32 protein-coding genes are annotated in these 24,474 nt (G+C 39.2%); all 32 read left to right on the forward strand.

Annotation, left to right across the window (positions count from 1 at the left end; genetic code table 11):
• Positions 1–8 precede the first annotated feature (8 nt).
• The 32 genes from essC (at position 9) to dnaJ (ending at position 24,466) form a co-directional block, all read left to right on the forward strand.
• Positions 9–4,643: a type VII secretion protein EssC gene (gene essC, locus WMO43_RS01075; RefSeq protein ID WP_353529434.1), complete on the forward strand. Its 4,635-nt coding sequence runs from the start codon at positions 9–11 to the stop codon at positions 4,641–4,643.
• 1 nt (position 4,644) lies between these two features.
• Entirely contained in the window at positions 4,645–4,890 is a 246-nt protein-coding gene (locus WMO43_RS01080; RefSeq protein ID WP_177963287.1) for a hypothetical protein, read from the forward strand.
• Positions 4,891–4,900: 10 nt separating this feature from the next.
• The gene (locus WMO43_RS01085) at positions 4,901–5,206 is read left to right on the forward strand and encodes a WXG100 family type VII secretion target (RefSeq protein WP_353529435.1); all 306 of its coding nucleotides are present in this window, start codon (positions 4,901–4,903) and stop codon (positions 5,204–5,206) included.
• A gap of 4 nt (positions 5,207–5,210) precedes the next feature.
• The gene (locus WMO43_RS01090) at positions 5,211–5,525 is read left to right on the forward strand and encodes a hypothetical protein (protein ID WP_177963289.1); all 315 of its coding nucleotides are present in this window, start codon (positions 5,211–5,213) and stop codon (positions 5,523–5,525) included.
• Positions 5,526–5,550: 25 nt separating this feature from the next.
• Positions 5,551–6,501 carry a hypothetical protein gene (locus WMO43_RS01095; RefSeq protein ID WP_353529437.1) on the forward strand — a complete coding sequence of 317 codons (951 nt, stop codon included), beginning with the start codon at positions 5,551–5,553 and terminating at the stop codon, positions 6,499–6,501.
• The gene (locus WMO43_RS01100; RefSeq protein WP_177963292.1) at positions 6,489–7,103 is read left to right on the forward strand and encodes a hypothetical protein; all 615 of its coding nucleotides are present in this window, start codon (positions 6,489–6,491) and stop codon (positions 7,101–7,103) included. Before WMO43_RS01095 ends, WMO43_RS01100 begins: the two co-directional genes overlap by 13 nt.
• A gap of 57 nt (positions 7,104–7,160) precedes the next feature.
• Positions 7,161–7,442, forward strand: a complete 282-nt coding sequence (locus WMO43_RS01105) for a hypothetical protein (RefSeq protein ID WP_177963293.1) — start codon at positions 7,161–7,163, stop codon at positions 7,440–7,442.
• A gap of 138 nt (positions 7,443–7,580) precedes the next feature.
• The gene (locus tag WMO43_RS01110; protein WP_353529439.1) at positions 7,581–7,880 is read left to right on the forward strand and encodes a WXG100 family type VII secretion target; all 300 of its coding nucleotides are present in this window, start codon (positions 7,581–7,583) and stop codon (positions 7,878–7,880) included.
• 15 nt (positions 7,881–7,895) lie between these two features.
• Positions 7,896–8,210, forward strand: a complete 315-nt coding sequence (locus tag WMO43_RS01115) for a WXG100 family type VII secretion target (protein WP_177963717.1) — start codon at positions 7,896–7,898, stop codon at positions 8,208–8,210.
• A 69-nt stretch (positions 8,211–8,279) separates the two neighbouring features.
• Positions 8,280–8,582, forward strand: coding sequence for a DUF4176 domain-containing protein (locus WMO43_RS01120; protein ID WP_177963718.1), 303 nt, complete (start codon positions 8,280–8,282; stop codon positions 8,580–8,582).
• A 66-nt stretch (positions 8,583–8,648) separates the two neighbouring features.
• Positions 8,649–9,269: a hypothetical protein gene (locus WMO43_RS01125; protein WP_353529441.1), complete on the forward strand. Its 621-nt coding sequence runs from the start codon at positions 8,649–8,651 to the stop codon at positions 9,267–9,269.
• A gap of 95 nt (positions 9,270–9,364) precedes the next feature.
• Complete coding sequence (locus WMO43_RS01130; RefSeq protein ID WP_353529443.1) at positions 9,365–9,502, forward strand: hypothetical protein; 138 nt, start codon at positions 9,365–9,367, stop codon at positions 9,500–9,502.
• A gap of 10 nt (positions 9,503–9,512) precedes the next feature.
• Positions 9,513–10,073: a hypothetical protein gene (locus WMO43_RS01135; RefSeq protein ID WP_177963720.1), complete on the forward strand. Its 561-nt coding sequence runs from the start codon at positions 9,513–9,515 to the stop codon at positions 10,071–10,073.
• Entirely contained in the window at positions 10,070–11,155 is a 1,086-nt protein-coding gene (locus WMO43_RS01140) for a hypothetical protein (protein WP_177963721.1), read from the forward strand. The genes WMO43_RS01135 and WMO43_RS01140 overlap by 4 nt, the downstream gene beginning before the upstream one ends.
• An 11-nt stretch (positions 11,156–11,166) precedes the next feature.
• Positions 11,167–11,466, forward strand: a complete 300-nt coding sequence (locus WMO43_RS01145; protein WP_177963722.1) for a hypothetical protein — start codon at positions 11,167–11,169, stop codon at positions 11,464–11,466.
• A complete protein-coding gene (locus WMO43_RS01150) occupies positions 11,432–11,809 on the forward strand; it encodes a hypothetical protein (RefSeq protein ID WP_353529445.1) in 378 nt (125 codons plus the stop codon). Before WMO43_RS01145 ends, WMO43_RS01150 begins: the two co-directional genes overlap by 35 nt.
• Positions 11,810–11,854: 45 nt before the next feature.
• Positions 11,855–12,772: a hypothetical protein gene (locus WMO43_RS01155; protein WP_177963724.1), complete on the forward strand. Its 918-nt coding sequence runs from the start codon at positions 11,855–11,857 to the stop codon at positions 12,770–12,772.
• A 16-nt stretch (positions 12,773–12,788) separates the two neighbouring features.
• On the forward strand, positions 12,789–13,418 hold the full coding sequence (locus WMO43_RS01160; RefSeq protein WP_177963725.1) for a hypothetical protein: 630 nt from the start codon (positions 12,789–12,791) through the stop codon (positions 13,416–13,418).
• 5 nt (positions 13,419–13,423) lie between these two features.
• Positions 13,424–14,065 carry a hypothetical protein gene (locus tag WMO43_RS01165; RefSeq protein WP_353529446.1) on the forward strand — a complete coding sequence of 214 codons (642 nt, stop codon included), beginning with the start codon at positions 13,424–13,426 and terminating at the stop codon, positions 14,063–14,065.
• 81 nt (positions 14,066–14,146) lie between these two features.
• The gene (locus tag WMO43_RS01170; RefSeq protein WP_353529448.1) at positions 14,147–14,779 is read left to right on the forward strand and encodes a hypothetical protein; all 633 of its coding nucleotides are present in this window, start codon (positions 14,147–14,149) and stop codon (positions 14,777–14,779) included.
• Between the two features lie 50 nt (positions 14,780–14,829).
• Positions 14,830–15,102: a DUF4176 domain-containing protein gene (locus WMO43_RS01175; RefSeq protein WP_177963728.1), complete on the forward strand. Its 273-nt coding sequence runs from the start codon at positions 14,830–14,832 to the stop codon at positions 15,100–15,102.
• Positions 15,103–15,141: 39 nt separating this feature from the next.
• Complete coding sequence (locus tag WMO43_RS01180) at positions 15,142–15,741, forward strand: hypothetical protein (RefSeq protein WP_177963729.1); 600 nt, start codon at positions 15,142–15,144, stop codon at positions 15,739–15,741.
• 69 nt (positions 15,742–15,810) lie between these two features.
• On the forward strand, positions 15,811–16,167 hold the full coding sequence (ylxM, locus tag WMO43_RS01185; RefSeq protein WP_177963730.1) for a YlxM family DNA-binding protein: 357 nt from the start codon (positions 15,811–15,813) through the stop codon (positions 16,165–16,167).
• Position 16,168: 1 nt separating this feature from the next.
• Complete coding sequence (gene ffh, locus WMO43_RS01190; RefSeq protein ID WP_177963731.1) at positions 16,169–17,518, forward strand: signal recognition particle protein; 1,350 nt, start codon at positions 16,169–16,171, stop codon at positions 17,516–17,518.
• A 38-nt stretch (positions 17,519–17,556) separates the two neighbouring features.
• On the forward strand, positions 17,557–17,802 hold the full coding sequence (gene rpsP, locus WMO43_RS01195; protein ID WP_177963732.1) for a 30S ribosomal protein S16: 246 nt from the start codon (positions 17,557–17,559) through the stop codon (positions 17,800–17,802).
• Positions 17,803–17,819: 17 nt separating this feature from the next.
• Positions 17,820–18,050, forward strand: a complete 231-nt coding sequence (locus WMO43_RS01200; RefSeq protein ID WP_177963733.1) for a KH domain-containing protein — start codon at positions 17,820–17,822, stop codon at positions 18,048–18,050.
• Positions 18,051–18,129: 79 nt separating this feature from the next.
• Positions 18,130–18,672, forward strand: coding sequence for a ribosome maturation factor RimM (gene rimM / locus WMO43_RS01205; protein WP_177963734.1), 543 nt, complete (start codon positions 18,130–18,132; stop codon positions 18,670–18,672).
• Between the two features lie 11 nt (positions 18,673–18,683).
• The gene (gene trmD / locus WMO43_RS01210; RefSeq protein ID WP_177963735.1) at positions 18,684–19,406 is read left to right on the forward strand and encodes a tRNA (guanosine(37)-N1)-methyltransferase TrmD; all 723 of its coding nucleotides are present in this window, start codon (positions 18,684–18,686) and stop codon (positions 19,404–19,406) included.
• Between the two features lie 156 nt (positions 19,407–19,562).
• Positions 19,563–20,600, forward strand: a complete 1,038-nt coding sequence (gene hrcA / locus WMO43_RS01215; protein ID WP_177963736.1) for a heat-inducible transcriptional repressor HrcA — start codon at positions 19,563–19,565, stop codon at positions 20,598–20,600.
• 21 nt (positions 20,601–20,621) lie between these two features.
• Positions 20,622–21,248 carry a nucleotide exchange factor GrpE gene (gene grpE, locus WMO43_RS01220; protein ID WP_177963737.1) on the forward strand — a complete coding sequence of 209 codons (627 nt, stop codon included), beginning with the start codon at positions 20,622–20,624 and terminating at the stop codon, positions 21,246–21,248.
• 42 nt (positions 21,249–21,290) lie between these two features.
• Positions 21,291–23,171 carry a molecular chaperone DnaK gene (gene dnaK / locus WMO43_RS01225; protein ID WP_177963738.1) on the forward strand — a complete coding sequence of 627 codons (1,881 nt, stop codon included), beginning with the start codon at positions 21,291–21,293 and terminating at the stop codon, positions 23,169–23,171.
• Between the two features lie 104 nt (positions 23,172–23,275).
• Positions 23,276–24,466, forward strand: a complete 1,191-nt coding sequence (gene dnaJ / locus WMO43_RS01230) for a molecular chaperone DnaJ (RefSeq protein ID WP_353529450.1) — start codon at positions 23,276–23,278, stop codon at positions 24,464–24,466.
• Positions 24,467–24,474 lie beyond the last annotated feature (8 nt).

A 24,474-nucleotide genomic window follows, 5' to 3' on the forward strand; every position in this document is an offset into this window, starting at 1 on the left:
AAAAGAGGATGTTTGAACTGGCAATATACTCTTGGAAAAGATGTAAGAGGCTTGTCTTAAATAAAGAGAACAAAGGCAAAGAGCAGATCTGCCTTAGCAGGACAGAATATAAAATCCATGAAGATGTTATTTTGGAGTTAAAACAGGAGGGACCAGAGGCAATGTTATCTATTGCATCTGGTCAGAACCTGGTGTCAGACGGAGAACTGGTATTTGAATATGCTTTAGGAGAAGAAAATGTTTTTTCCGTGTTTACCGGATATGGTCAGGAACTGGTCATTTTAGTGAATAAAAGAGAAAGTGTTATTGCACCATTACAGAAGTATTATTCTTCTATGGTGGGAAAACTCCGTACAGGTGTTGCGGCAGATAATGATTTTGTGATAGATCATCCATTGGTATCGGGACATCACATGGAGATAAGCTGTGAAGAGGGGGTATGGTATCTCAATGACAGTAGTTCGAATGGAACTTATGTAAATGGTGAGAGAGTGGAGAAACGATGTCGGCTGAGTGGAGGAGAGATCATAGATCTTTTTGCGGCACGGATCGTATTTGGGATTACTTTTTGTGCAGTAATAAAACAAAAAGAGCAGTCTCTTGAGACAAGTCCAAAGCTCATTCCTTTTTCAGGAGAGGGCAATGACTGGGGTCATGCTGTTGCAGAAAACAGATTTTTTCACCGTTCCCCGCGAAAGCTAAAAGCTCCGCAGATGAGTGTGGTTGCCATTGAACATCCTCCTGTCAGACAGGTAGTAGAAAAGAAACCGCTTTTTATGGTGATCGGACCATCATTTACGATGATGATACCGATGGTTTTAGGGAGTATGTTAGCTGTGTACAGTTATAAATCCTCAGGCAGCAGTACCGGAATCATGATGTATACAGGAATCATTACAGCATGTTCTTCTGCTTTGATAGGAGTGATCTGGGCGTTGATCAATATGCGATATACAAATAAAAGCATATTGGAAAATGAGAAAAGACGCACAGAAAGTTATTTAGGATACATAGAAAAACAGAGGAATAGAATCTATGCATTAAAAGAAGAATTACGACAGAGCATGATACAGATGTATCCTGACACAAAGCAATGCCTACAGTATAGTGTTCAGGCAAAAGAATTATGGACAAGAAACCGGGAACATGAGGATTTTTTAACAGAACGAATTGGTCTTGGAGCAGGGGATATTTCAAACTATATCGAGATACCAAAGGAGCGTTTTGAGGTAGTAGAGGATGAATTAAACCAAAAACCATATCAGTTAAAAAAAGAAGAGGCAATACTTCCGGGGATTCCTAAAACGATCGATCTTTCTAAGGAAGGAATCGTAGGAATTGTAGGAACTAAGGAAGCAACTTTGAATATTGCAAGGATTCTGATCACACAGATAGCTTCCAATAACTGTTATACAGATGTACGGCTGGCATTTGTATATGATGAAAATAAGACGGACGAATGGAAACGCTATGGAATGCTGCCACATGTCTGGTCTGCCAGCTATCGGGTCAGATATATGGCATCTGATCCCATAGAGGCAGAAGAAGTTTTTCTATTATTAGAAGAACAGTTAAAGGAACGTGAGGTTCAGGCGTGGGAGCAGAAAGAGAAGTTTGAGATACCGGTAATCCTGTTTGTTTCAGATGTTTCGCTGTTAGAGGGAGCATCCATTCAAAGATATATATCGTCAGATGCATCCAGGTATCACTTTACGATAGTAATCCTAGCAGACAGTTATGAAAAACTACCAAACCAATGCTCTTATGTGATAGAGGACACAGAGACATTTCAGGGAGTGCATCTATTAAAAACAGATACTTATGATCCGGTGCAGTTTGATGAAGCTAAAGAAAGTGAAACAGAAGAATTTGTAAAAGAGTTAGCGGTGATCCGTGTCAATGAGGAAGAAGAAATGGGTGAATTGCCGGAATGTCTGACATTTTTTGAAATGTATGGGATACATACACTCGAAGAATTAAAAGCAGCAGAACGATGGAAAACGCATCGGACGGAGCAAAGCCTGAAAGCAGTCATTGGACAAAAGGCAGGTTGTAAAGACTGTATCTTAGATGTGCATGAGAAGTATCATGGACCACACGGACTGATCGCAGGAACTACCGGTTCCGGAAAATCGGAGACGCTTCAGACCTATATTCTGTCTCTTGCCGTCAATTACAGCCCGGATGATGTTGGATTTTTTATCATCGACTATAAGGGCGGTGGCATGGCAAATCTGTTTGAAGGTTTACCACATATGATTGGGGCAATTTCTAATCTGTCCGGAAATGAAATCCATCGTGCAATGGTTTCTATTAAAAGTGAAAACCGCAGGAGACAGACGGTGTTTAATCTTGCCGGAGTCAATAATATTAACAGTTACACGAAGTTAGTACGTTCAGGAGAAGCGGAATTACCGGTTCCGCATTTATTTATTGTAGTGGATGAATTTGCAGAATTAAAAAGAGAACAGCCGGAGTTCATGAAGGAACTGATCAGTGTGGCACAGGTAGGAAGAAGTCTTGGAGTGCATTTGATCTTAGCAACGCAGAAACCGGCAGGAACGGTAGATGAAAATATCTGGTCTAATTCTAAATTCAAATTGTGTTTAAGAGTACAGGATAAGCAGGATAGTAAAGAAATGCTTCATAAAGAAGACGCAGCGTTCATAACGCAGACCGGGCGTGGTTATCTTCAGGTCGGAAATGATGAACTCTATGAACTTTTCCAGTCAGGCTGGAGCGGAGCTGAGTATATCAAAGACAGTCAGGTCAGACAGGATTCAGAAGCTGCTATTTTAACGATGACAGGAGGGATTCTGTTAAAGAAACCAAAACAGAAGAAAGAAAAAGAAACGGCACAGGTCATCACACAGTTAGATGCTGTCCGGGACGTATTAGCTAAGATTGCAAAAGCAGAGGGATATGATAGGGATTACAGTTTGTGGATACCTCCGATCAAAAATCCACTGTTTTTAGATGAAATAGGAGAGGCTAGGAAAGAACAGGATAAGGATTTCAGACTGAATGTGATCGTTGGAATGTATGATGATCCACAGAACCAGAAACAACAGCCGGTCATTGTGGATTTTGCAGCACAGGGACATTTAGCAGTATTTGGTACGATATCCAGTGGAAAAAGTACATTTATGCAGACCTTAGCAGGTGCATTGATCAGAAAGTATACGGCAAAAGAACTGAATCTTTACATGATAGATTTTAGTAACAAGGCATTAAAATGTTTTGAAAATGCACCACAGACAGGTGGAGTAGTCTGTGAAGATGAACCGGATCGTTTAAAGAAATTATTTTATATGTTGAATAAAAAGATAGCAGAGCGGAAAAAGCAGTTAGAAGGGATCAGCTATTCGGCTTATATCCGGTCAAAAGGTAAAAATATGCCGGCAATTCTGGTGTTATTAGATAACTACAATGGTTTTCGTGAGAAAACGGATGACTGTTATGAGGCCGATATGATAAAACTTGCACACGATGGCATGGCATATGGAATTTTTCTTGCTATTACGGCAAATAACATGGGTAGCAATGGACTGCCTAACCGATTGGCAGACAGTATTCCAACAACATTGGCATTGGTGATGAATGACCGTTATCAGTATTCGGAAGTGCTTCGCACCGGACGCATTGATATTACACCGGAGGAGCAGTTAAAAGGAAGAGGACTGGTAAAAGTGGAAGATTCCATTCTGGAATTTCAGACAGCATTAGTCGAAAATGAAACCGATGAGATGGAACGAATGTTAAAGATTAGAGCAACTTGTGAACGGTTGAAAGCAGCATGGAACGCACCGCTTGCCGTACCGATTCCGATGATTCCTAAAAATCCGGTCTGGAGTGAGTTTGAGGATTTAGAGGAAGTGCGGGCTATGTCAGATACAACAGACCTGCTTCCATTTGCTTATGATGAAAAAAGTGCTGAAATCTATGGTGTGGATCTGCGAAGAACATTCTGCTATCTTGTTTCCGGCAAAGCAAGAACCGGTAAAAAGAATATGTTGAAAATATTAGGCAGTTCAGCCGGAATGTTACATGCCCGCAGAGTGATCATTGAGCATACGGGAAATGAATTCATGCAGTATGCAAAGAGTATAGGTGCAGAATATCTGCATACACAGCAGGAACAGGCGCAGTTCTTTAGAGATCTGCTTCCAACATTTGCAGAGAGAAACCGTGTCAAAAACCGCATGAAGGAAGAAGGAGAAGAAGAAAGTACGATTTATCAGCAGATGAAAAAGTATGAGACTATTTTTGTCTTTATTGCTGATCTGCATGAGTTCATGGAATCTGTTTACCAACCGGAACAGGATGTTATAAAAATCGGACCATTTGTAGAAAACGTTATGGAAAAAGGAAGTCTGCATAATATTTATTTTATTGCAGCAGTGGATACAAAAGATATTTCTTCCATGCGGGGAAGCCGTGCGTATGAAGCAATGACTTCGTATCATACAGGAATACAACTTGGAGGAAATGCAATGGAAGCTGCATATTTTGATTTTTCACATCTGACCTATACGGAACAGAATAAAGGGTATAAAGCCGGTATAGGAATGATACCGCGTGATAACGATGAGAGTGGTGTGGAAAAAGTGATCATTCCACAATACAGAAAGAGAGATGTATGAAATGTTAAAGCTCAGAGTGCAGATTCCGGACATAGGAAAAGAATATGATGTGCAGTGTAATGAAAAAGCATATGTAGAAGATATGCTACAGGATATATTGGATTTGATCTGCAGAAAGGAAAGCCTGCAGGTGGAAAAAGAAGAAAAACTGGCAGTTTATAGTATACAAAAGGGGAGCTTTTTAAAGAAAAGTAGGACCTTAGAAGAACACAGGGTGCAAAGCGGAGAGAACATTATGATTTTATAGGAGGGTGAGAATGGCAAAGATAAAGGTTGATACAACTGCGTTAGAGAAAAAATTAGGAACAATGAATGACAAAATTAATGCTATAAAAGAAAGCATCGATGATATTGATAAAGAGATGCAGAAAGTAGAAAAATACTGGAAGGGGGATGCCAGTAAACTGTTTTTATTAAACTATGCAAAGACAGATATTTCTTTAGGTTCGATGATGGATATCCTGACGGAAAGTAAAAACGAAATGCAGGAAATCTGTAAAAAATATAATAACTGTGAACAAAGTGTCGGAGATATGATTAAAGGGATGAATATGGAGGGATGAAAGAATGAGTAAAAAAATCAAAGCAGATATGGGAAAGTTAGAAGAAATCCAAACGATTCTAGAGACCAATGCAAAAAAGATTACTCATAATATTACACGGATAGGGGAACTGCATAAGGAAATAGATGTCTGCTGGGAAAGTCAAATGTGGGATTCCTGCTATAAGACATATTGTGATCTGAAAAAAGAGTTAGAAGAAAATGCAAAAGAATATGAGGAATATCCGAAAAAATTGAAAGCATGTATAGAAGGATATCAGGAAACAGAAGAAGCTATCGAGTCATTGAGTCAGGAATTGCCGGCAAATGTTTTAAAGTAACAGAGAAAAAGCGGGGACAATACAAATGGCGGAATTATATGTAGATACAGAAGGATTATTTGAGGCTGTTGGAGAGTTTGATCAGGAAATCAAAATGTGTGATCAATGTATACAGGCATTAGAAGAATGTGAGCGGGCAATACAGCGGCTGGCAGATTCAGAGCAGTATCAGGAAGATATACATAAGCTGCAAAGAAAGATAGAAGTTCTGAGAAAATGTCGGGAAAATTTCAGGCAGGCACAGACAACGTTAAATGACATACGAAGATGCTATGAGCAGGTGGAGCAACAGCCATATGAACCTGATCTGGAAAAACTGTTCTTAGCAAGTCTTGGTTCATTTGGATCATTGGGAAGTAATACGGCAGGAATTGTACAGATGTTCCAAAATGGAGTCGATAAAAAGACCCTGATCGGGATGACGAAGAGGCTGATAAAAAATTTTGGAAATCTTGCAGATGAGGCATATAAAGAGAATCCGGATTGGAAAAGGGTTTTTCGTGGAAAATATGAGATTGCAACGAAAGGAGAAGAAACCTGGATTAAAAAATATGGAAAAGGTTACAAATTTTCTTCGGAAAAAAATGTAGGAGAAAATATAAAAGTTGGAACAAACTGGGCAGGAGTAGCTTTTTCCGGGATTTTGAATGCCATTGATAACTATGAAGAATTTGGAACAACAAAATCCAAACGCTTTTGGGAAGAGACGTTGTTGGAAACAGCATTTGAAGTTATGGAAGATATAACGGTAAGAGCAGTGGTGTCAGCTGCACTAACAGCAATATGCGGAGGAGCAACGGTAGTAGCCATATCAGCAGTGACGGTAGGAGTTATATGGGCAATAGATGTAGTTGAGGGTTATCGTTGGGAAAGAAAGTCTGGGGAACCTAAACGGGCAGCAGAAGCGGTAACAGATAGAATTTTAGATGACATAGAGTCTAAGAAAAAAAAGGAGAATAAACGATGGAAAATTTGAAAGCAATCATCGTATTCCTGCTGTTTTGGTCAATAGCAATATGGTGTGTAAGAGTGGTTAAACGAAAACACAAGAAACAAATCATGAAATTTAGCGAAGAGTTGCCGGAGATGGAATTGGTTACAGATGAAGAGGAGAGAAAATACATCTATCAATCAATAAATGGTTCTGGAAAATTTTTGACGATTCTTATAGTGTTTGTATTTTTATTTAATTTATGGATAATGGCAGATGAAATGAAAATCATATGGAAACAATGGATGAATGGGTTGGAATTAGATTTTTGGACATTTTCAGGTTTTGGCATAATGGATTGGATTATTGCGGAATATCTTAGCACTAAAATAGAGCGAAAACGCATATGTGAAAGTGGAGTGGTAAAAAAGAAAATTGTTCATATAAAGTCATATGAAAAGTTTGATTATGGATGGCCAGAGGGTGTGATTGATGGAAAAGAGAGAGAATTAAGAATTGATCTTAGTCCGGATGCGGAAAAGCCATTTAAACGAGATGGAGATATGGCAATGCTGGTATGGTTAGAAAATGGGGAGAATAGCTTATTGCCTCGAATGAAGCCGAAAGATGAAAGCAATAAAAAGTAATCAGAGAAAAATAAAGAAGAAATTGTATAAAACAGTTATGCAGCAGGGAGGAAGAAAATGTTAGCACAGGATAAATATCAGGCAGTTACAAATGAGATAGAAGAAATACAAGAAGTAAGAAAAAAAGTTGATGATATGCGTGTGAAGTTTGAGAAGATCAAAGAGAAAATAGAAAATAATTGGAGTGGGGAAAATAAGGATTCATATATAAGAAAAATAAATATTATTCATGAAAGCCTGCAACCGATCCCAAAAGAGTTAGATGACCTTGTAAAAAGTTTGAAAAGCACAGCAGAATCAGAATATAAAAAGGATCTTGCAAAAGAGGAAAAACAATAACCTATCGTGTTGGAGTATATACGATACTATTCGTTGAGCTATTCATGCATCCGATACATAATTTTTTTGTATGATGTCGGAGTTTGAATATAGATAATTCTTGTAAAAGAAAATATACAGGAGAGGAGGAGTTATAGAATGGCAGCTTTTTCAGTAACAACAGCTGAAATGACAAAAAAGATTTCTGATTTAAGAGCAAAGAATCAGTCATTAAAGCAGCAGGTTTCAAAGATGAAAGAGAGTAAGGATGAGCTGAATACTACATGGGATGGAAATGCCAAAAAGAATTTTAGCTCAGCAGTAGAAAGTGATGCTGTACAGATGAATAATTTCAGTTCATTAATTGAACAGTATTGCGCTGCACTCGAAACCATTATTAGCAGATATGAAACCACAGAAGCAAATAATGCGAGCACTGTAGCAAAACGTACATATTAAAGGGGAGGGAAGAGAATGGATATCAACCTGAAAGTATCACCGGCAGAATTGGAAGCAAAAGCAACTGATTTTAAAGGCGTTATGTCACAGATAAAAACATTAACAGATGACATGATGGCAGACGTTACCGGATTATCAAGTACATGGACAGGAGATGCATCTGCTGCATATATTAGTAAATTCAAAAAATTGCAGACAGATATGGATACCATGGGACGCATGATCAATGAACATGTAACAAATTTAACGAACATGGCAAAAGATTATACGTCAACAGAAAGTTCTAATGCATCTGCAACAGATGTATTATCAGGAAATGTAATTTCCTAACAAATAGCAGTCTCTATTGTGGTCAAATGCAATAGAGACTGTACTTATGGAGAAAAGCAGGAGGAAAAAATGAAGAATTTATTACCATTAGGAAGTGTTGTACGACTAAATAAAGGGGAGTTAAAAATTATGATCATTAGCAGACTGCCTTTGTATAACAATGAGGGAACTATAGGATATTTTGATTATGCGGCATGTGTCTATCCAACAGGACAGGCAGATCAGCAGGTACATTTTTTTAATGAAGAAGATATTGCAGAAGTATTTTTCGAGGGCTATAGAGATGAATTAGAAGAAAAATTTTGTGAAAAGTATCAGGAAATGGTCGATAAGATACCGTATCCACGATTACATATTGTATACGACGAATAGTGGGTATGGTAATAGTATATCTGCTGAGAAAGAATGAGTGTTAAAATTATTAGGGGGAAGAGAGATATGCCAGAATTGAGTGTAGATACAAAAGAATTATTTGAAGCAGCAGAAGAAATGAAAAAATTGCTTTATCAGTGTGATAGTGTGACACAAGAACTTGATCAGGTAATATCCTGCTTTCATTATCAGATAAATTCTGATGGATATGACAGGGAAGTTAATGGGCTCATTACACAGTCAACAAATTTGAAAAGCACTAGAGAAAATTTAGCATCAGCAGCTAATACATTACAACAGATTGCAGAGTGCTATGAGAAAGTTGCATCATATACAAATATTGTGGATATGTATGTATCAGATTTTAAAGATAATTATATAGAAAATTTTTTCCCAGAGGTACGCGATGCAATACTTGGTAATTTAGGGAAAGGTATGAAAGAACTTGCAAGAATTATTAATATCAGTACAGTTACCGTACAAAGTGAAGGAGAGAATGCTTTTTTAATCCTAGATCCTAAAACTCTCTCAAAAACAGAGGTGTTATCAAAATATGGAGCAGCGGTTTCAAAAACGCTTGGAGTTTTAATACCAGTTGTTGGAACTGTGATGGATTTTATTTCATTAAAAAAGCAGGAGAAAGTACAGAAGATGCATTCATTAAAGCAAATGTACATACTGTTATAGGTATAGCAGGTGGAAAGGTAGGGACAGTAATTGGAACGTGTGTAGCATCTAAATTTGCACACTCAGAGACAACAGGGATAGTAGCAGGCACTGTAATGGGCATTCCAATCGGATTAATAATTACTACTTGGGGAGATATGAAGTTTGATAAATGGTATGAGGAACAGAAAGAACAGTGGGAAGAGAAGAAAGAAAGAGAACAAGAAATAAATCCATATGTAATATTAGAGTAAAGGAGTTGTCATGGAAGTAAAAATGCCTTATGTAAAACGAATGGGTCTTGGTGGCATAATGCTAGAAGTAATCATGGTAGGTTGTTTTTGGTTGCTTTTGGCTGATTTTAAGATAGGGATGGTAATGGGAACAATCGTTACTGCAAGCGTTATAATGATGTCAGTGATTGATCAGGTTATATATCATAAATATAAAATACCGATAACAAAAGAAATAGTAGAAAGAGAGCATCAGATTATTCTGTATGGTTCGGCAAGCAGGGTGGAAGTACATAATGTATGGAATATATTCAAAAAATTAGATTGGAATAGTAAAGGAGGAGTACTTTTCTTGCTGAATGAAGGAGTATATTTTCGCGAATGGAGAGAAAACAATCCATATGAAATTATGATTCCTTATAAGGATATAAAAAAGATAAGAAGGTACGTTTTTGCGTTAATGGATATAAAGATATATTACGGAGATGAAAAATGTGAAAAATTTACTGTATATCGCTCTAAAATCTGGACGAAAAAAATCCGTGAGTTCATGAAAGAAGCACAAAAAGATGAGGAGGTGTCAAAACGATGAAAGTATCTATGTCACACCTAAAGGATGGCTTGATCTGGTCAATGGTTATATTTTTTATCAGTGCACCGATCTGTCTTTGGGTAACAGGCGATATAAAAATTGCAGTTTTTGCAGGGGGAGCATATATACTGCTCATCATGATCCCGGCAACGATTGGAAATTTGGATTTTGATAAAAATATGGTGCCGGTAATCGAAAATTTAGTAAAAAAAGAACATAGGATCATTTTGTATGGTGGCGGAAGAGTCTTAAAAGCCAATCGGATATGGGAGAACCTGGCACTTGGGAAAAATGGATATATTCCGGGAGTATGGTTTGTACTTGAGAGACAGTTGTATTTTCGTGAGATGAAATTGGACAACCCCTATGAACAAAGATTTAGTTATAGGGAGATCGAAAGTGTTCAAAAATATAGTCCATTCAGCAAATATCTGATGATTCAGTTAAAAAACGGGCAATCAAGTCTGATAGAAGTGAGTCAGCGTGAACTCTGGATATCAAAAATAAATGAATGTATAAAAAGAAGTGGAAGAGAGGAAACATGTACCAGGATAACGACATCTTATGGAAAAGATTTTATGATGCATTTTTTGAGTGCATTTGCAATAGGAGTGATTATATTTGGAGCGATTTTTAGAAATAGGACATCTATGATTGTTGCCGGAGTGATCGCTGTAATTTTTGCGACAAGCTGGGCAGTTGCACAGGTCATACATGAAACATATCGGATACCTTTAATAAAAGGAGCAATCGAAGAAAAATATACCTTGTATGGAGGGGCAAGTCTGATTGGAAGAAAAAACCTGTGGAATGTTATTTCAGATAGAAAAAAGGACAAGCGAGGGGGAGGATTGTTTCTGCAAAAGCAAGGGATACAATTCTGTAACCTGACGGAAGACAGAATGGAAAAGTTTTTTAATTATGAGATTCCTTATGAGGATATAGCATCAGTCAGAACCTATATTCCAATGACAAGATTGGTGCAGATACAGTTAAAGAGTGGCGAGATAAAAATTTTTGCCGTTAACAAAAGAAAAATATGGGTCTATGAAATCGAACAGAAAAAGAAAAAAGGATGGTAGGGTAAATAGCTATGGAAAAACTAAAAGTATTATTAATGGCAGCATTATTCTGGACATTTATTATCTGGTTTGCACGGACCATGAAACGGAAGGCTGTTGAGGAACACAGAAAGTTTGAGGGAAAAATGCCGGAAATGGAACCGGTCACAGAGGAAGAGAGACGTTATATATGTAAAATGCTAGTGGATTATACACCAGCTAAAAATGTAGTTTTGGTGGATTATGATTTTTTTGAATTTGCTTTTTGTGATCATATGGGCTGGGAAAACAATCAATATGGTAATCTACGGAGACGCAATTTCGGTGTTTAGTGAGATAGGTATATTGTCGTTGTTTATGGGAATCACATGTTTTTGTAATTATGTGCGGGCTTATCTTATTAAAGCGAAACAGCAATATGAAAAAGGGGAACTGAAAAAGAAGATTGTCCAGGTAAAGAGATGTGGTTCTTCAAGCCAAAATGGTTCCTATGGAGTGATAGAAGAAAGAAATACGGGAAATACCGTTAATATTACTTTCCGTGGTGATGAAAGAAAAGTATATCGGTATGACAGAATGGCAATGTTAGTTGAACGTGAGGATATGCAGTTTTTCTTGATCCCTACAATGGAGGCAGAGAGAGACAGTGATCAGGAAGAGAATAGTGATAGGTAGTATTTTAAATATAACATAGATAGCAAAATAAGATGGGGAGGAAAGATGTCAGAATTTAGCGTAGATGCAAAAGGGTTATTTGAGGTAGTGGGAATGTTTGAGGAAATCTGCAGGGATTGTGATCAAACCGGGCAGATTTTAAGCGAAAGTGTACGGAGAATATATAATATCGTAGGTAACAGCTCACCGTATGAGCAACCTTTAAAAAAGCTGGAACAGGAGATAGAAAAATTAGCGAGATGTCAGAGAAATTTGCGCAGTGCCCAAAGAGTGTTAGGCGATATAAGTAATCGGTATGATGCGTTAAGTCAGACTTTTGAACCGGACTTTAAAAGTCTGCTTTTTGGCAATCTGGAATCATTTGGAGCAGTAGGAGGAGGTTTTACAGATATTTTGGATCTTATCATAAGTGGAGGAGATTTAAAATCCATAATAGGACTTGCAGATACTCTGTGCCAGACAATGGGGGGATTTTTAGAACAGAGAGCGAAGGATGTACCGGACTATTTAGAGGTTATTAGAGGAGAGGTTAAGGCAGAAAAAAAGAAAATATCAGAACTATTAAAGAAAAACGTAAAAGAATATCAATTTTCAAGGGCTGAGGATGTGAGTGAGAAAATTAAAGCTGGAACGAAATGGGGAGGGGTGGCATTTGTAGGAATTTTAAATGCCGTTGATAATTATGAAGAATTTGGAACGATACATAGTAAACGATTTTGGGAAGAGACCTTATTGGAAACAACATTAGATGTTGTAGGAGGAACGCTGGTATCGGCAATTGTAGGTGGCTTATTGGCAGCAGCAGGGATTAGTGTGGCGGGAATCGCCATAGCAGCAGTGACAGTGGGAGTAATGTGGGCTGCTGATGTTGTGTGTGGCTATGTACAAGAGGCAAAAGGAAAAGAATCTAAACGTGTAACAGAGACAATTTCAGATGTAGTTTTAGATGCAGCGAAACAGTAAAAAGAGGTAGATAAATATGGAAAAACTAAAAGTGATATTAATTGCAGTATTGATCTGGGCAGCCATTATCTGGTTTGCACGGACTATGAAGCAGAAAAGCGATGAACGATTAAAAAAAATTGAGGAAAGAATGCCGGAAATGGAACCGGTTACAGAGAAAGAGCGAGAATATATATGTGAAAATATGATAGATTTTACAACGGGCAGAAACGTATTTTTATGGGTACTGATTTTATTTAATCTGTGGATGACTATTGTTTGTGCATGGAAAACAGTAACTACAGGAATCAGTGGAGAAGTAGACTCGTTTTCTAGTAATATATGCTATTTATCTATTTTTGGAGGGGCTACTTATGGTGGTAATCTTTTGCGCAGGACATGGCTTAGAGAAAGAAAGCAATATGAAACCGGTGTATTAAAAAAGAAAATTGTCAAAATGGAGAAATATCACTATGTAGATAGCTCAAAAATCGGAACAATAGAAGGAAGGACGGCTGGAGATTTTCTGGATGTTTCTATTGCAAGAAATCTAAAGAAAATACAAGCAGATAATAACATGGCAATGTTAATTGAAAATGAAGGCAGAGATTTTTACCTGATTCCAAGGATGGAAGCAGAGAAAAAATATAATCAGGAAGAAAAATAGAAGCTATGGAAAAACTAAAAGTAGTATTAATGGCAGGGTTGTTCTGGACATTTATTATCTGGTTTGCACGAACCATGAAGCGGAAAAGTAAGGAACAATACAAGAAACAGGAGGAAAGAATGCCGGAAATGGAATCGGTTACAGAGGAAGAAAGGTGTTACATATGTGAGAAGTTAGTAGATTATACGGAGGCTAAAAATGTATTTTGGTGGATAATGATTTTTTTGAACCTGTTTTTTGTGATCATATGGGCTGGGAAGACAATCAATATGGGAATAAACGGAGAAGCATTCTCACTCTTTAGTAATATATGTATGCTATCGTTTTTTATCGGAATTACATATCTTTGCCATTCCATGCGCACCTATCTTATTGAAGAGAAACGGCTCTATGAAAAAGGAGAACTGAAAAAAAAGATTGTACAGGTAAAGAAATGTGGTTCTTCCAGTCAGGGTGGTTCCTATGGAGTAATAGAAGAAAGAAATACGGTAAATACCATCAATATTACTTTTCGTGGTGATGAAAGAAAAGTATACCGATATGATAGAATGGCAATGTTAGTTGAACGTGAGGATATGGAGTTTTTTTTGATTCCTACAATGGAAGCGGAGAGAGACAGCAATCAGGAAAAGAATAGTGAGAGTTAGTATTTTAGACATAGCATAGATAACAAAATTTATTGTAGATGCATTTTTTGATTTTATGAAACAATAAAGAGGTAGATAAAAATGGAAAAATTAAAAGAATTATTAATCATAGCACTAATTTGGGCAGTCATTATCTGGTTCGCACGGGTCATGAAGCGAAAAAGTAATGAACAATCAAAAAAATTCCAGGAAAATATTCCGGAAATGGAATTGATTGACGAGGAAGAAAGAAGTTATATATGTGAGAATATAGTGAGTTTTACAACAGGGAGAAATGTATTTTTATGGTTCATCATTTTGCTTAACTTGTGGGTGACAATTGGTTATGGTTGGAAAGCAATCAATATGGCAATATTTGGAACCGCAGATGCATTTTCAAGTAATCTGTGTTATACATCTATTTTTGGAGGGATTGCTTATTCTGCGAATCTTTTGCGTAAGGCATGGTTTAGAGAAAGAGAAAGAAATGAAATGGGGGTTTTGAAAAAGAGAATCGTTGAAGTGAAGGAATATGAACATCCTGGAGCTAACAATTGGAATGGAATTATAAAAGGAAGAAAACCCGGTATTAGCGTAAATATCTCAATTCCAAATGGTGCGTATATCATGCAGGAAGATAATAACATGGCAATGTTAATTGAAAATGAGGATGGGAATTTTTACCTGATTCCAAGGATAGAAGCAGAACGGGAAAGCAGTAAACAGGAACAATAAAAGCAAGATATCTATCCATAAATACAGTAGAAAAAAGGAGGAAAACAAAAATGAAAGTACAGGAGTTATTTCCAATAGGAAGTGTGGTCAAATTGAGAAATGGTATCAGACCACTTATGATTTTCGGTATCAAACAGACGAATTTAGAGACCAACGAAGAATATGATTACATAGGTGTTCTGTATCCGGAAGGAAATATGGGGGACAAGACGCAATTTCTATTTAATCATGAAGATATTGAGGAAGTAATCTCAAAAGGTTATACAGACGAAACATGGGAAGATTTTATAAAAAGAATGAGAGAATTTTATAAAGAAATCTAAGAAACAGAAGAAGTTGTGAAAAGCGAAGGAGATAAGAGTATGAGACAGATTTGGGAGAAAGAGACAAAGTTAACAAAAGAAGAGGTGCATGAGCGGTTAGAAAAATATTTTACAGATAATAAATATATTAATGCAACAGACGAAATGGGTGTCCTCTTGTGTAATGCTTCTATGAAAAACAGATATTTTCAGATATTTTATAAAGAAGGAATCATAAGAATAGAAGGCTGGGTAAAGAAAGGAAAGAACGAACAGACAACATCCGATAAGAAAAAAGATATTTTAGGCACAGATATGCAGGCTTTTTCCAGAATGTTTTCTGATGATGGAGGAGCAGAACGAAGCTTTGAAGAAGAAAACGGCAATCATGCAGGATATGAAATGCAATTATATCTGGGCTTGCCAAAAGAGCAGCCAAGGCTGGCATGGGTAGGATTGATTCTGGCAATTATTGCAGATTTTTTGGGAAATGCAAGAGCGTGGTTTGTACTGAGTGTCGTTCTGGCAGTTGTAGCATTGTATTGTTCCGTAAAGGGCTCACGCTCCTCTAAACAGTCTGTAGCAGTACTGGGAATGGTTGTGTCCATGGTGTTTTTGTTGCGTGTAGTCAAAATTATAATAATGATTTTAATGTTTTAGACAAACTGTCAAGAAAAAACACTTGACACCATGTGTGCAGTTGTGTTAATCTATCCAAGGTGATAAATGATGGAAGAAAAGGTAACGCAGACATATCTCTATGATTTTTACGGTGAACTGCTCAACGAACACCAGAGAAGAATCTATGAGTACTTTGTATTTGATGATCTGTCCCTTGGAGAGATTGCAGCGGAAGAGGGGATCAGCAGACAGGGCGTTCACGATATGGTAAAGCGGTGTACGAAGACTTTAGCGGGCTATGAGGAAAAGCTGCATTTAATTGAAAAATTTCAGTCGGCGAAACAGAAAGTGGAGACCATCCATCATCTGACACAGACATTCGAAGAGAATGGAAATAAAGAAGAGCATCAGAGAGTTATTATGGAAATTGAACAGATTTCCAATCAGATATTAGAGGAGCTATAACATGGCATTTGACAGTTTATCAGAAAAACTGCAAAACGTATTTAAGGGACTGCGAAGCAAGGGCCGCCTGAGTGAAGAAGATGTCAAGGCAGCGTTAAAGGAAGTAAAATTAGCACTGTTAGAGGCAGATGTCAACTTCAAGGTGGTTAAGAACTTTGTAAAGACCGTACAGGAACAGGCGGTAGGCAGTGATGTCTTAAACGGATTGAATCCGGGACAGACAGTCATCAAGATAGTAAATGATGAGATGGTCCGTCTGATGGGGTCTGAGACAACAGAGATCGCACTTCGTCCGGGTAGTGAGACAACCGTGATCATGATGACCGGTCTGCAGGGAGCAGGTAAGACGACAACGACTGCAAAGTTAGCAGGAAAGTTCAAACAAAAGGGTAAAAAACCATTGTTAGTAGCTTGTGATGTCTATCGTCCGGCAGCGATTGAACAGTTGAAGATCAACGGAGAAAAGCAGGGCGTAGAAGTCTTTGCCATGGGCGATAAGAACAGTCCGGTGGATATTGCAAAGGCAGCGATCGAACATGCGGCGAAAAACGGCAATACCGTTGTGATCTTAGATACAGCCGGAAGACTTCATGTAGATGAAGATATGATGCAGGAACTTGCAGCGATCAAAGAAAACGTTGACGTGGCACAGACAATCTTAGTCGTAGATGCCATGACAGGACAGGATGCAGTCAATGTTGCAGGAACCTTTGATGAAAAAATAGGAATTGACGGCGTCATTTTAACAAAATTAGACGGCGATACGAGAGGTGGAGCGGCACTTTCCATTCGGGCAGTGACCGGAAAACCGATATTGTATGCAGGAATGGGTGAAAAACTTTCTGATCTAGAGCAGTTTCATCCTGACCGCATGGCGAGCAGAATCCTTGGAATGGGAGATGTGCTGACACTGATCGAGAAGGCACAGGAAGAGATAGACGAGGACAAAGCCCGTGAAATGGAGAAAAAGCTCAAAAAAGCAGAATTTGGTTTTGACGATTATTTAGAATCCATGAATCAGATGAAAAAAATGGGTGGACTTTCCAGTATCCTTAGCATGATGCCGGGTATTGGCGGAAGCCAGATCGCAGAGATCGAAAATGCGATGGATGAGAAAAAGATGGCAAGAATTGAAGGGATCATTTATTCCATGACTCCGCAGGAGCGTGCGAATCCTTCTATATTAAATCCGAGTAGAAAACGCAGAGTTGCGAATGGAGCCGGAGTAGATATCAGCGAAGTAAACCGATTAGTCAAACAGTTTGAACAGTCCAGAAAACTGATGAAACAGATGCCCGGAATGATGGGCGCTAAAGGTGGTAAAAGAGGAAGATTTAAATTTCCTTTTTAACAATATAGAAATCAATAACCTATGAGGAGGTGAAACAGATGGCAGTAAAAATCAGATTAAGAAGAATGGGACAGAAAAAAGCACCTTTCTATAGAATCGTTGTTGCAGATTCCAGATCTCCAAGAGATGGAAGATTCATCGAAGAAATCGGAACTTACGATCCGACAAAGGATCCAAGCGAGTACCACGTTAACGAAGAGTTAGCAAAGAAATGGTTAGCAAATGGTGCAAAACCAACCGATACAGTAGGCAGAATCTTTAAAGAAGCCGGAATCGAGAAATAATTGGTGAGGTGGATGTGATGAAAGAATTAGTAGAAGTAATTGCGAAATCACTCGTTGATTATCCGGATGAAGTCCAGGTCACCGAGACAGAGAATGACAAAGCAGTTGTTCTCGAATTAAAGGTTGCCCAGTCAGATATGGGCAAAGTCATTGGCAAACAGGGACGTATTGCAAAAGCGATCCGTACTGTAGTCAAAGCGGCTGCATCCAAAGAAGATAGAAAAGTTATCGTAGAGATTATGCAGTAGCAGTCAGGAGTCTTAAAATTCCCGGAGAATGGGAAGTTTAGGACTCTTTTATTCTATAAACGAAAAGGAATGGAGAATTATGACAGAATTATATCAGGTGGGTGCCATTACCCAGACACATGGAATCCGTGGAGAGGTCAAAGTATTTCCGATGACTGACGATGTGTCGCGCTTTAAGAATATGAAAGAACTGATTTTAGATACCGGAAAAGAACAGATCGTGTTAGAAGTGACAAGTGCAAGACCGCAAAAAAATCTGGTCATTCTAAAATTTAAAGGAATAGATAACATCAATGATGTGGAAAAATATAAAGGCTGTGGATTGTTTGTAACCAAAGAGAACCGTGTAAAATGCAAAAAAGACGAATATTTTATTGCGGATCTGATTGGTCTGCGTGCCATAGACGAAGAAGGAGAAGCCTTTGGAACCATCAGTGATGTGATACAGACCGGGGCAAACGATGTTTATGTTATAACGACAAAGCAGGGAGAAGAAGTGATGATCCCTGCGATCAAAGACTGTATATTAGAGGTGTCCGTGGAAGAACAGGATGGACAGGCAGGCTATGTCAGAATACATCTGCTGCCGGGACTATTAGATCTGAACAACAATCGTAAATAATAGGAGAAGACATGAGATTTCATATATTAACCCTGTTTCCTGACATGGTGGAGCAGGGACTTCATACCAGTATTATTGGAAGAGCAGTTGAAAAAGGACTGCTGGCCATTGAAGCGGTCAATATCCGTGATTATACCGTAGACAAGCATAAAAAAGTGGACGATTATCCCTATGGGGGCGGGGCAGGCATGGTGATGCAGGCACAGCCGATCTATGATGCTTATTTATCCATCGTAGAAAAAATCGGATATCGTCCAAGGACCATCTATTTAACTCCGCAGGGACCGCTTTTTACACAGCAGGCAGCAAAAGAGTTTGCATTAGAGGAAGATGTGATCCTGCTCTGCGGACATTATGAGGGAGTAGACGAGCGTGTCCTAGAGGAGATCGTAACCGATTACATTTCCATAGGAGATTATGTACTGACCGGAGGAGAACTTCCGGCAATGGTTTTAGTTGATGCCATCTCCCGTATGGTTCCGGGAGTGTTAAAAAACCAGGAATCCGGTGAAACCGAATCCTTAGAAGGAAATCTGTTAGAATACCCGCAGTATTCCAGACCGGAGGTGTGGCAGGAGAAAGCCGTTCCGCCGATCCTGTTATCTGGAAATCATCAAAAGGTAGATGAGTGGCGAAGAGAACAGTCCATCTTACGCACCAAAGAGAGAAGACCGGATCTGTTTGAGCGGGCAGAATTAAGTGAGAAAGAACGAAAAGTATACGGAGAGGAATAGTTCAGATCCGTTCCCGGAAATATAAAATAGAAGAAAAACACAAAAAAATCACAAATATTAGTTGACAAAGAAAAACAACGGTGCTATCTTAAGTACATAGATATTAGCACTCCACTTAAATGAGTGCTAACAAACCTCAGAAGGTCAGGTGAGATCATGGAGATGCTCGATGAGAGAAAGACAAAAATCTTAAAAGCCATCATCCGTAATTATTTAGAGACAGGAGAACCGGTTGGTTCAAGAACCATTTCAAAAGATTCGGATTTGAATTTGAGTTCAGCAACCATTCGTAATGAGATGGCGGACTTAGAAGAGATGGGCTATATATTGCAGCCGCATACCTCGGCAGGCAGGATTCCTTCTGACAAAGGTTATCGTTTTTATGTCGATCACCTGATTGAGGAAAAAGATAACGAAGTCACACAGATGAAGGAGTTCATGATAGAACATACCGAGAAAGTGGAGCAGGTATTAAAACAGGTAGCAAAGGTACTTGCAACAAATACCAATTATGCAGCGATGATCAGTGCTCCAAGCTATCAGAAGAGCCGGGTAAAATTCATCCAGTTATCACAGGTAGATGATGAACAGATTCTTGCCGTTATCGTAAGAGAGGGCAACATCGTAAAGAACAAGATCATTTCCGTGGGTGAGCCGCTTGGAAATGAAAGACTTCTGAAGCTGAACATCCTGTTGAATTCCAACTTAAACGGTCTTTCCATAGACCAGATCAATTTAGGAATGATTTCTTTATTAAAAGAACAGGCAGGGATAGACAGTGGAATCGTCAGTGATGTCTTAGATGCAGTAGCAGAGGCGATCGGTGAGGATGAAGATTTACAGATTTATACCAGCGGAGCAACAAACATTTTTAAATATCCGGAACTGAGTGATTCGAAGAGTGCCAGTGAGCTGATCGAGGCATTTGAAGAAAAACAGGAATTAGCAAGCCTTGTATCTGAAACCTTAAACTCAGAAGAGAATACGGGAATTCAGGTTTATATAGGAAATGAAACCCCGATCCAGACCATGAAAGATTGCAGTGTAGTCACCGCAACTTATGAATTAGGAGAGGGAATACAGGGAACCATTGGAATTATCGGTCCAAAGCGAATGGATTATGAGAATGTAATGGATAACCTGAAAAATTTGAAAGTGCAGTTGGATGATATCTTTCGAAAACCGAAAGATTAGCATAGAGAAAGGTGGAACATCATGGCAGAGAATAAGACAGAGGAAGAAATCTTAGAAACAGATACTGTCAACGAAGAAGCCTCTTCAGCAGAAGAGGAAACCAAAGAAGCCGGCAATGAAGCTTCCGCAGGCGAAACAGAAGCCAAAGAAGCAGAGGAAAAGGCAGATAAGAAAGCAGAAAAGAAAGAGAAAAAGGCAAAGAAGAAAAAAGATAAGAAAGACGAACAGATTGAAGAACTTCAGGATCGGGTCAGACGCCAGATGGCAGAGTTTGATAACTTCCGTAAGAGAACGGAAAAAGAAAAAGCCCAGATGTTTGAAGTCGGAGCTAAGAGTATTATCGAAAAGATACTTCCGGTCATAGACAATTTTGAAAGAGGACTCGCAAGTATCCCGGAGGAAGAAGCAGGAAGTGCTTTTGCCGATGGAATGAACATGATATATAAGCAGCTCATGAATGAGTTAGAGCAGGCTGGTGTAGCACCAATTGAAGCAGTTGGCGAAGAATTTGATCCGGAATACCACAATGCAGTGATGCAGGTGGAAAATGACGAATTAGAATCAGGAACCGTTGCACAGGAATTACAAAAAGGCTACACATACCGTGACAGTGTGGTAAGACACAGCATGGTAGCAGTCGTACAGTAAGCAGCAAAGAAAGAATTCATATATATTTAGGAGGAATGACTTATGAGTAAGATTATCGGTATTGATTTAGGAACAACAAACAGTTGTGTAGCAGTTATGGAAGGTGGTAAACCGGTTGTTATCGCAAATACAGAAGGTGCAAGAACCACACCATCCGTTGTAGCATTTACAAAGACAGGAGAAAGACTTGTCGGAGAACCTGCAAAACGTCAGGCAGTTACCAATGCAGAAAAAACAATCTCTTCTATTAAAAGAGAGATGGGTACAGATTACAAAAAAGAGATCGATGGCAAAAAATACAGCCCACAGGAAATCTCAGCAATGATCTTACAGAAATTAAAAGCAGATGCAGAAGGATACTTAGGAGAAAAAGTATCAGAAGCAGTTATTACCGTGCCTGCATATTTCAACGATGCACAGCGTCAGGCAACCAAGGATGCCGGCAAGATCGCAGGCTTAGAAGTAAAACGTATCATCAACGAGCCTACAGCAGCAGCATTAGCTTATGGACTTGACAATGAAAAAGAGCAGAAGATCATGGTTTACGACTTAGGTGGTGGTACATTCGATGTTTCCATTATCGAGATCGGTGACGGTGTTATCGAAGTATTATCTACATCCGGTAACAACAGACTTGGTGGAGATGATTTCGACCAGAAGATTACAGACTGGATGTTAGACGAGTTTAAGAAAGCAGAAGGCGTAGACTTATCTACTGATAAGATGGCACTTCAGAGATTAAAAGAAGCAGCAGAGAAAGCAAAGAAAGAGTTATCCTCTGCAACAACAACAAACATCAACCTTCCGTTCATTACAGCAACAGCAGAAGGACCAAAACATTTTGATATGAACTTAAGCCGTGCAAAATTCGATGAGTTGACACACGACTTAGTAGAAAAGACAGCAGAACCTGTTCAGAACGCATTAAGAGATGCAGGACTGACAGCAGCAGATTTAGGTCAGGTACTCTTAGTTGGTGGTTCTACAAGAATCCCGGCAGTACAGGATAAAGTAAAACAGTTAACAGGTAAAGAGCCAAGCAAATCCTTAAACCCGGATGAGTGTGTTGCACTTGGTGCATCTATCCAGGGCGGTAAATTAGCAGGAGATGCCGGCGCAGGTGAGATCCTCTTACTGGATGTTACTCCACTGTCCTTATCCATTGAGACAATGGGCGGTATCGCAACCAAGTTAATTGAGAGAAATACAACGATCCCTACAAAGAAGAGCCAGACCTTCACAACAGCAGCAGATAATCAGACAGCCGTTGATATCAACGTAGTACAGGGTGAGAGACAGTTCGCAAGAGATAACAAATCCTTAGGACAGTTCCGTTTAGATGGAATCCCACCGGCACGTCGTGGTGTACCGCAGATCGAAGTAACTTTCGATATTGATGCAAACGGTATCGTAAATGTATCTGCAAAAGATTTAGGAACAGGAAAAGAGCAGCATATCACAATCACAGCAGGTTCTAATATGTCTGATGATGATATCGAAAAGGCAGTCAAAGAGGCAGCTGAATTCGAGGCACAGGATAAGAAGAGAAAAGAGGCAATTGATACCAGAAATGATGCAGATGCTTTCGTATTCCAGACAGAAAAAGCATTAGAGGAAGTAGGTTCATCCCTTGATGCAGCAGATAAGTCAGCAGTAGAAGCAGACTTAAATGCATTAAAAGCAATGGTAGAAGCACATCAGAATGCAGAAGATATGACAGATGATCAGGTTGCAGAGATGAAAGCAGCAAAAGAGAAACTGACAGAGAGTGCACAGAAAGTATTTGCTAAGATGTATGAGCAGGCTCAGCAGGCACAGGGTGCAGGTCCGGACATGGGAGCGGCAGGTCCTGATATGGGCAGTGCAAATGCAGGAAGCAATGCAGATGATGATGTAGTAGACGCAGATTATAAAGAGGTATAAAAGCAGGCAAAAATACTGTAGCAGACAGTGAGGCAGGCTTTAGAGGAAAAGGGTTGGCGGCATCTGCCGTCAGCCCTTATACACGATAAAAGAAGGAACAGATTATGGCAGAACAGAAAAGAGATTATTATGAAGTCCTCGGCGTCGAAAAAAATGCCGATGATGCAGCAATCAAAAAAGCATATCGTGCATTGGCAAAAAAATATCATCCTGACATGAATCCGGGGGATCAAGAGGCTGAAAAGAAGTTTAAAGAGGCGTCCGAGGCATATGCAGTACTTAGTGATCCTGAAAAGAGAAAACAGTATGACCAGTTTGGTCATGCTGCCTTCGAAGGTGGTGCAGGCGGAGCCGGTGGATTTGATTTCTCAGGCATGGATTTTGGCGATATATTTGGTGATATATTTGGTGACTTCTTCGGAGGAGGGACTTCCAGGAGAGGACCGGACAATGGACCAAGACGAGGAGCCAATTTACGCGCAAGAGTGCGTATTACATTTGAGGAAGCAGTTTTCGGCTGTGAGAAACAGATCGAGATCACATTAAAAGATGACTGTACCACCTGTGGCGGTTCCGGTGCGAAACCGGGAACAAGCAAAGACACCTGTCCAAAATGTGGTGGAAAAGGAAAAGTTATGTACACCCAGCAGTCACTCTTTGGTATGGTACAGAATGTACAGACCTGTCCGGAATGTGGTGGAACAGGACAGATCATCAAAGAAAAATGTAAAGACTGTCATGGAACAGGCTATATTGCAAAGAGAAAGAAGATCAGTGTTATGATCCCGGCAGGAATTGACAATGGTCAGAGCGTGCGCATCCGTGATAAAGGCGAGCCGGGCATCAATGGCGGTCCAAGAGGCGACCTGTTAGTAGAAGTTATGATCAGCGGTCATCCGATCTTCCAGAGACAGGATACCAACCTTTATTCTACAGCACCAATCTCTTTTGCACAGGCAGCACTTGGTGGAGAAGTCCGTATCAGTACCATAGATGGGGATGTCTTATACGATGTGAAACCGGGAACACAGACAGACACAAGAATCCGGTTAAAAGGAAAAGGTGTGCCGTCACTTCGAAATAAGAATGTCCGTGGTGACCACTATGTTACCTTAGTGGTACAGGTGCCGACAGGCTTAAGCAGTGAGGCAAAAGAGGCATTGCGTAAATTTGATGAGGTCAGTGGCAATTCCTTAAACAGCCAGAATGGGGCAGCCGGAAATAAAGAAAAACCGGAAAAATCAAAGAAAAAAGGATTTATGGGAAAAATCAAAGAAACCTTAGATGATATTTAAAGATATTT

It is taken from the genome of Maccoyibacter intestinihominis, assembly GCF_040096355.1.
GTDB classification, from domain to species: domain Bacteria; phylum Bacillota; class Clostridia; order Lachnospirales; family Lachnospiraceae; genus Maccoyibacter; species Maccoyibacter intestinihominis.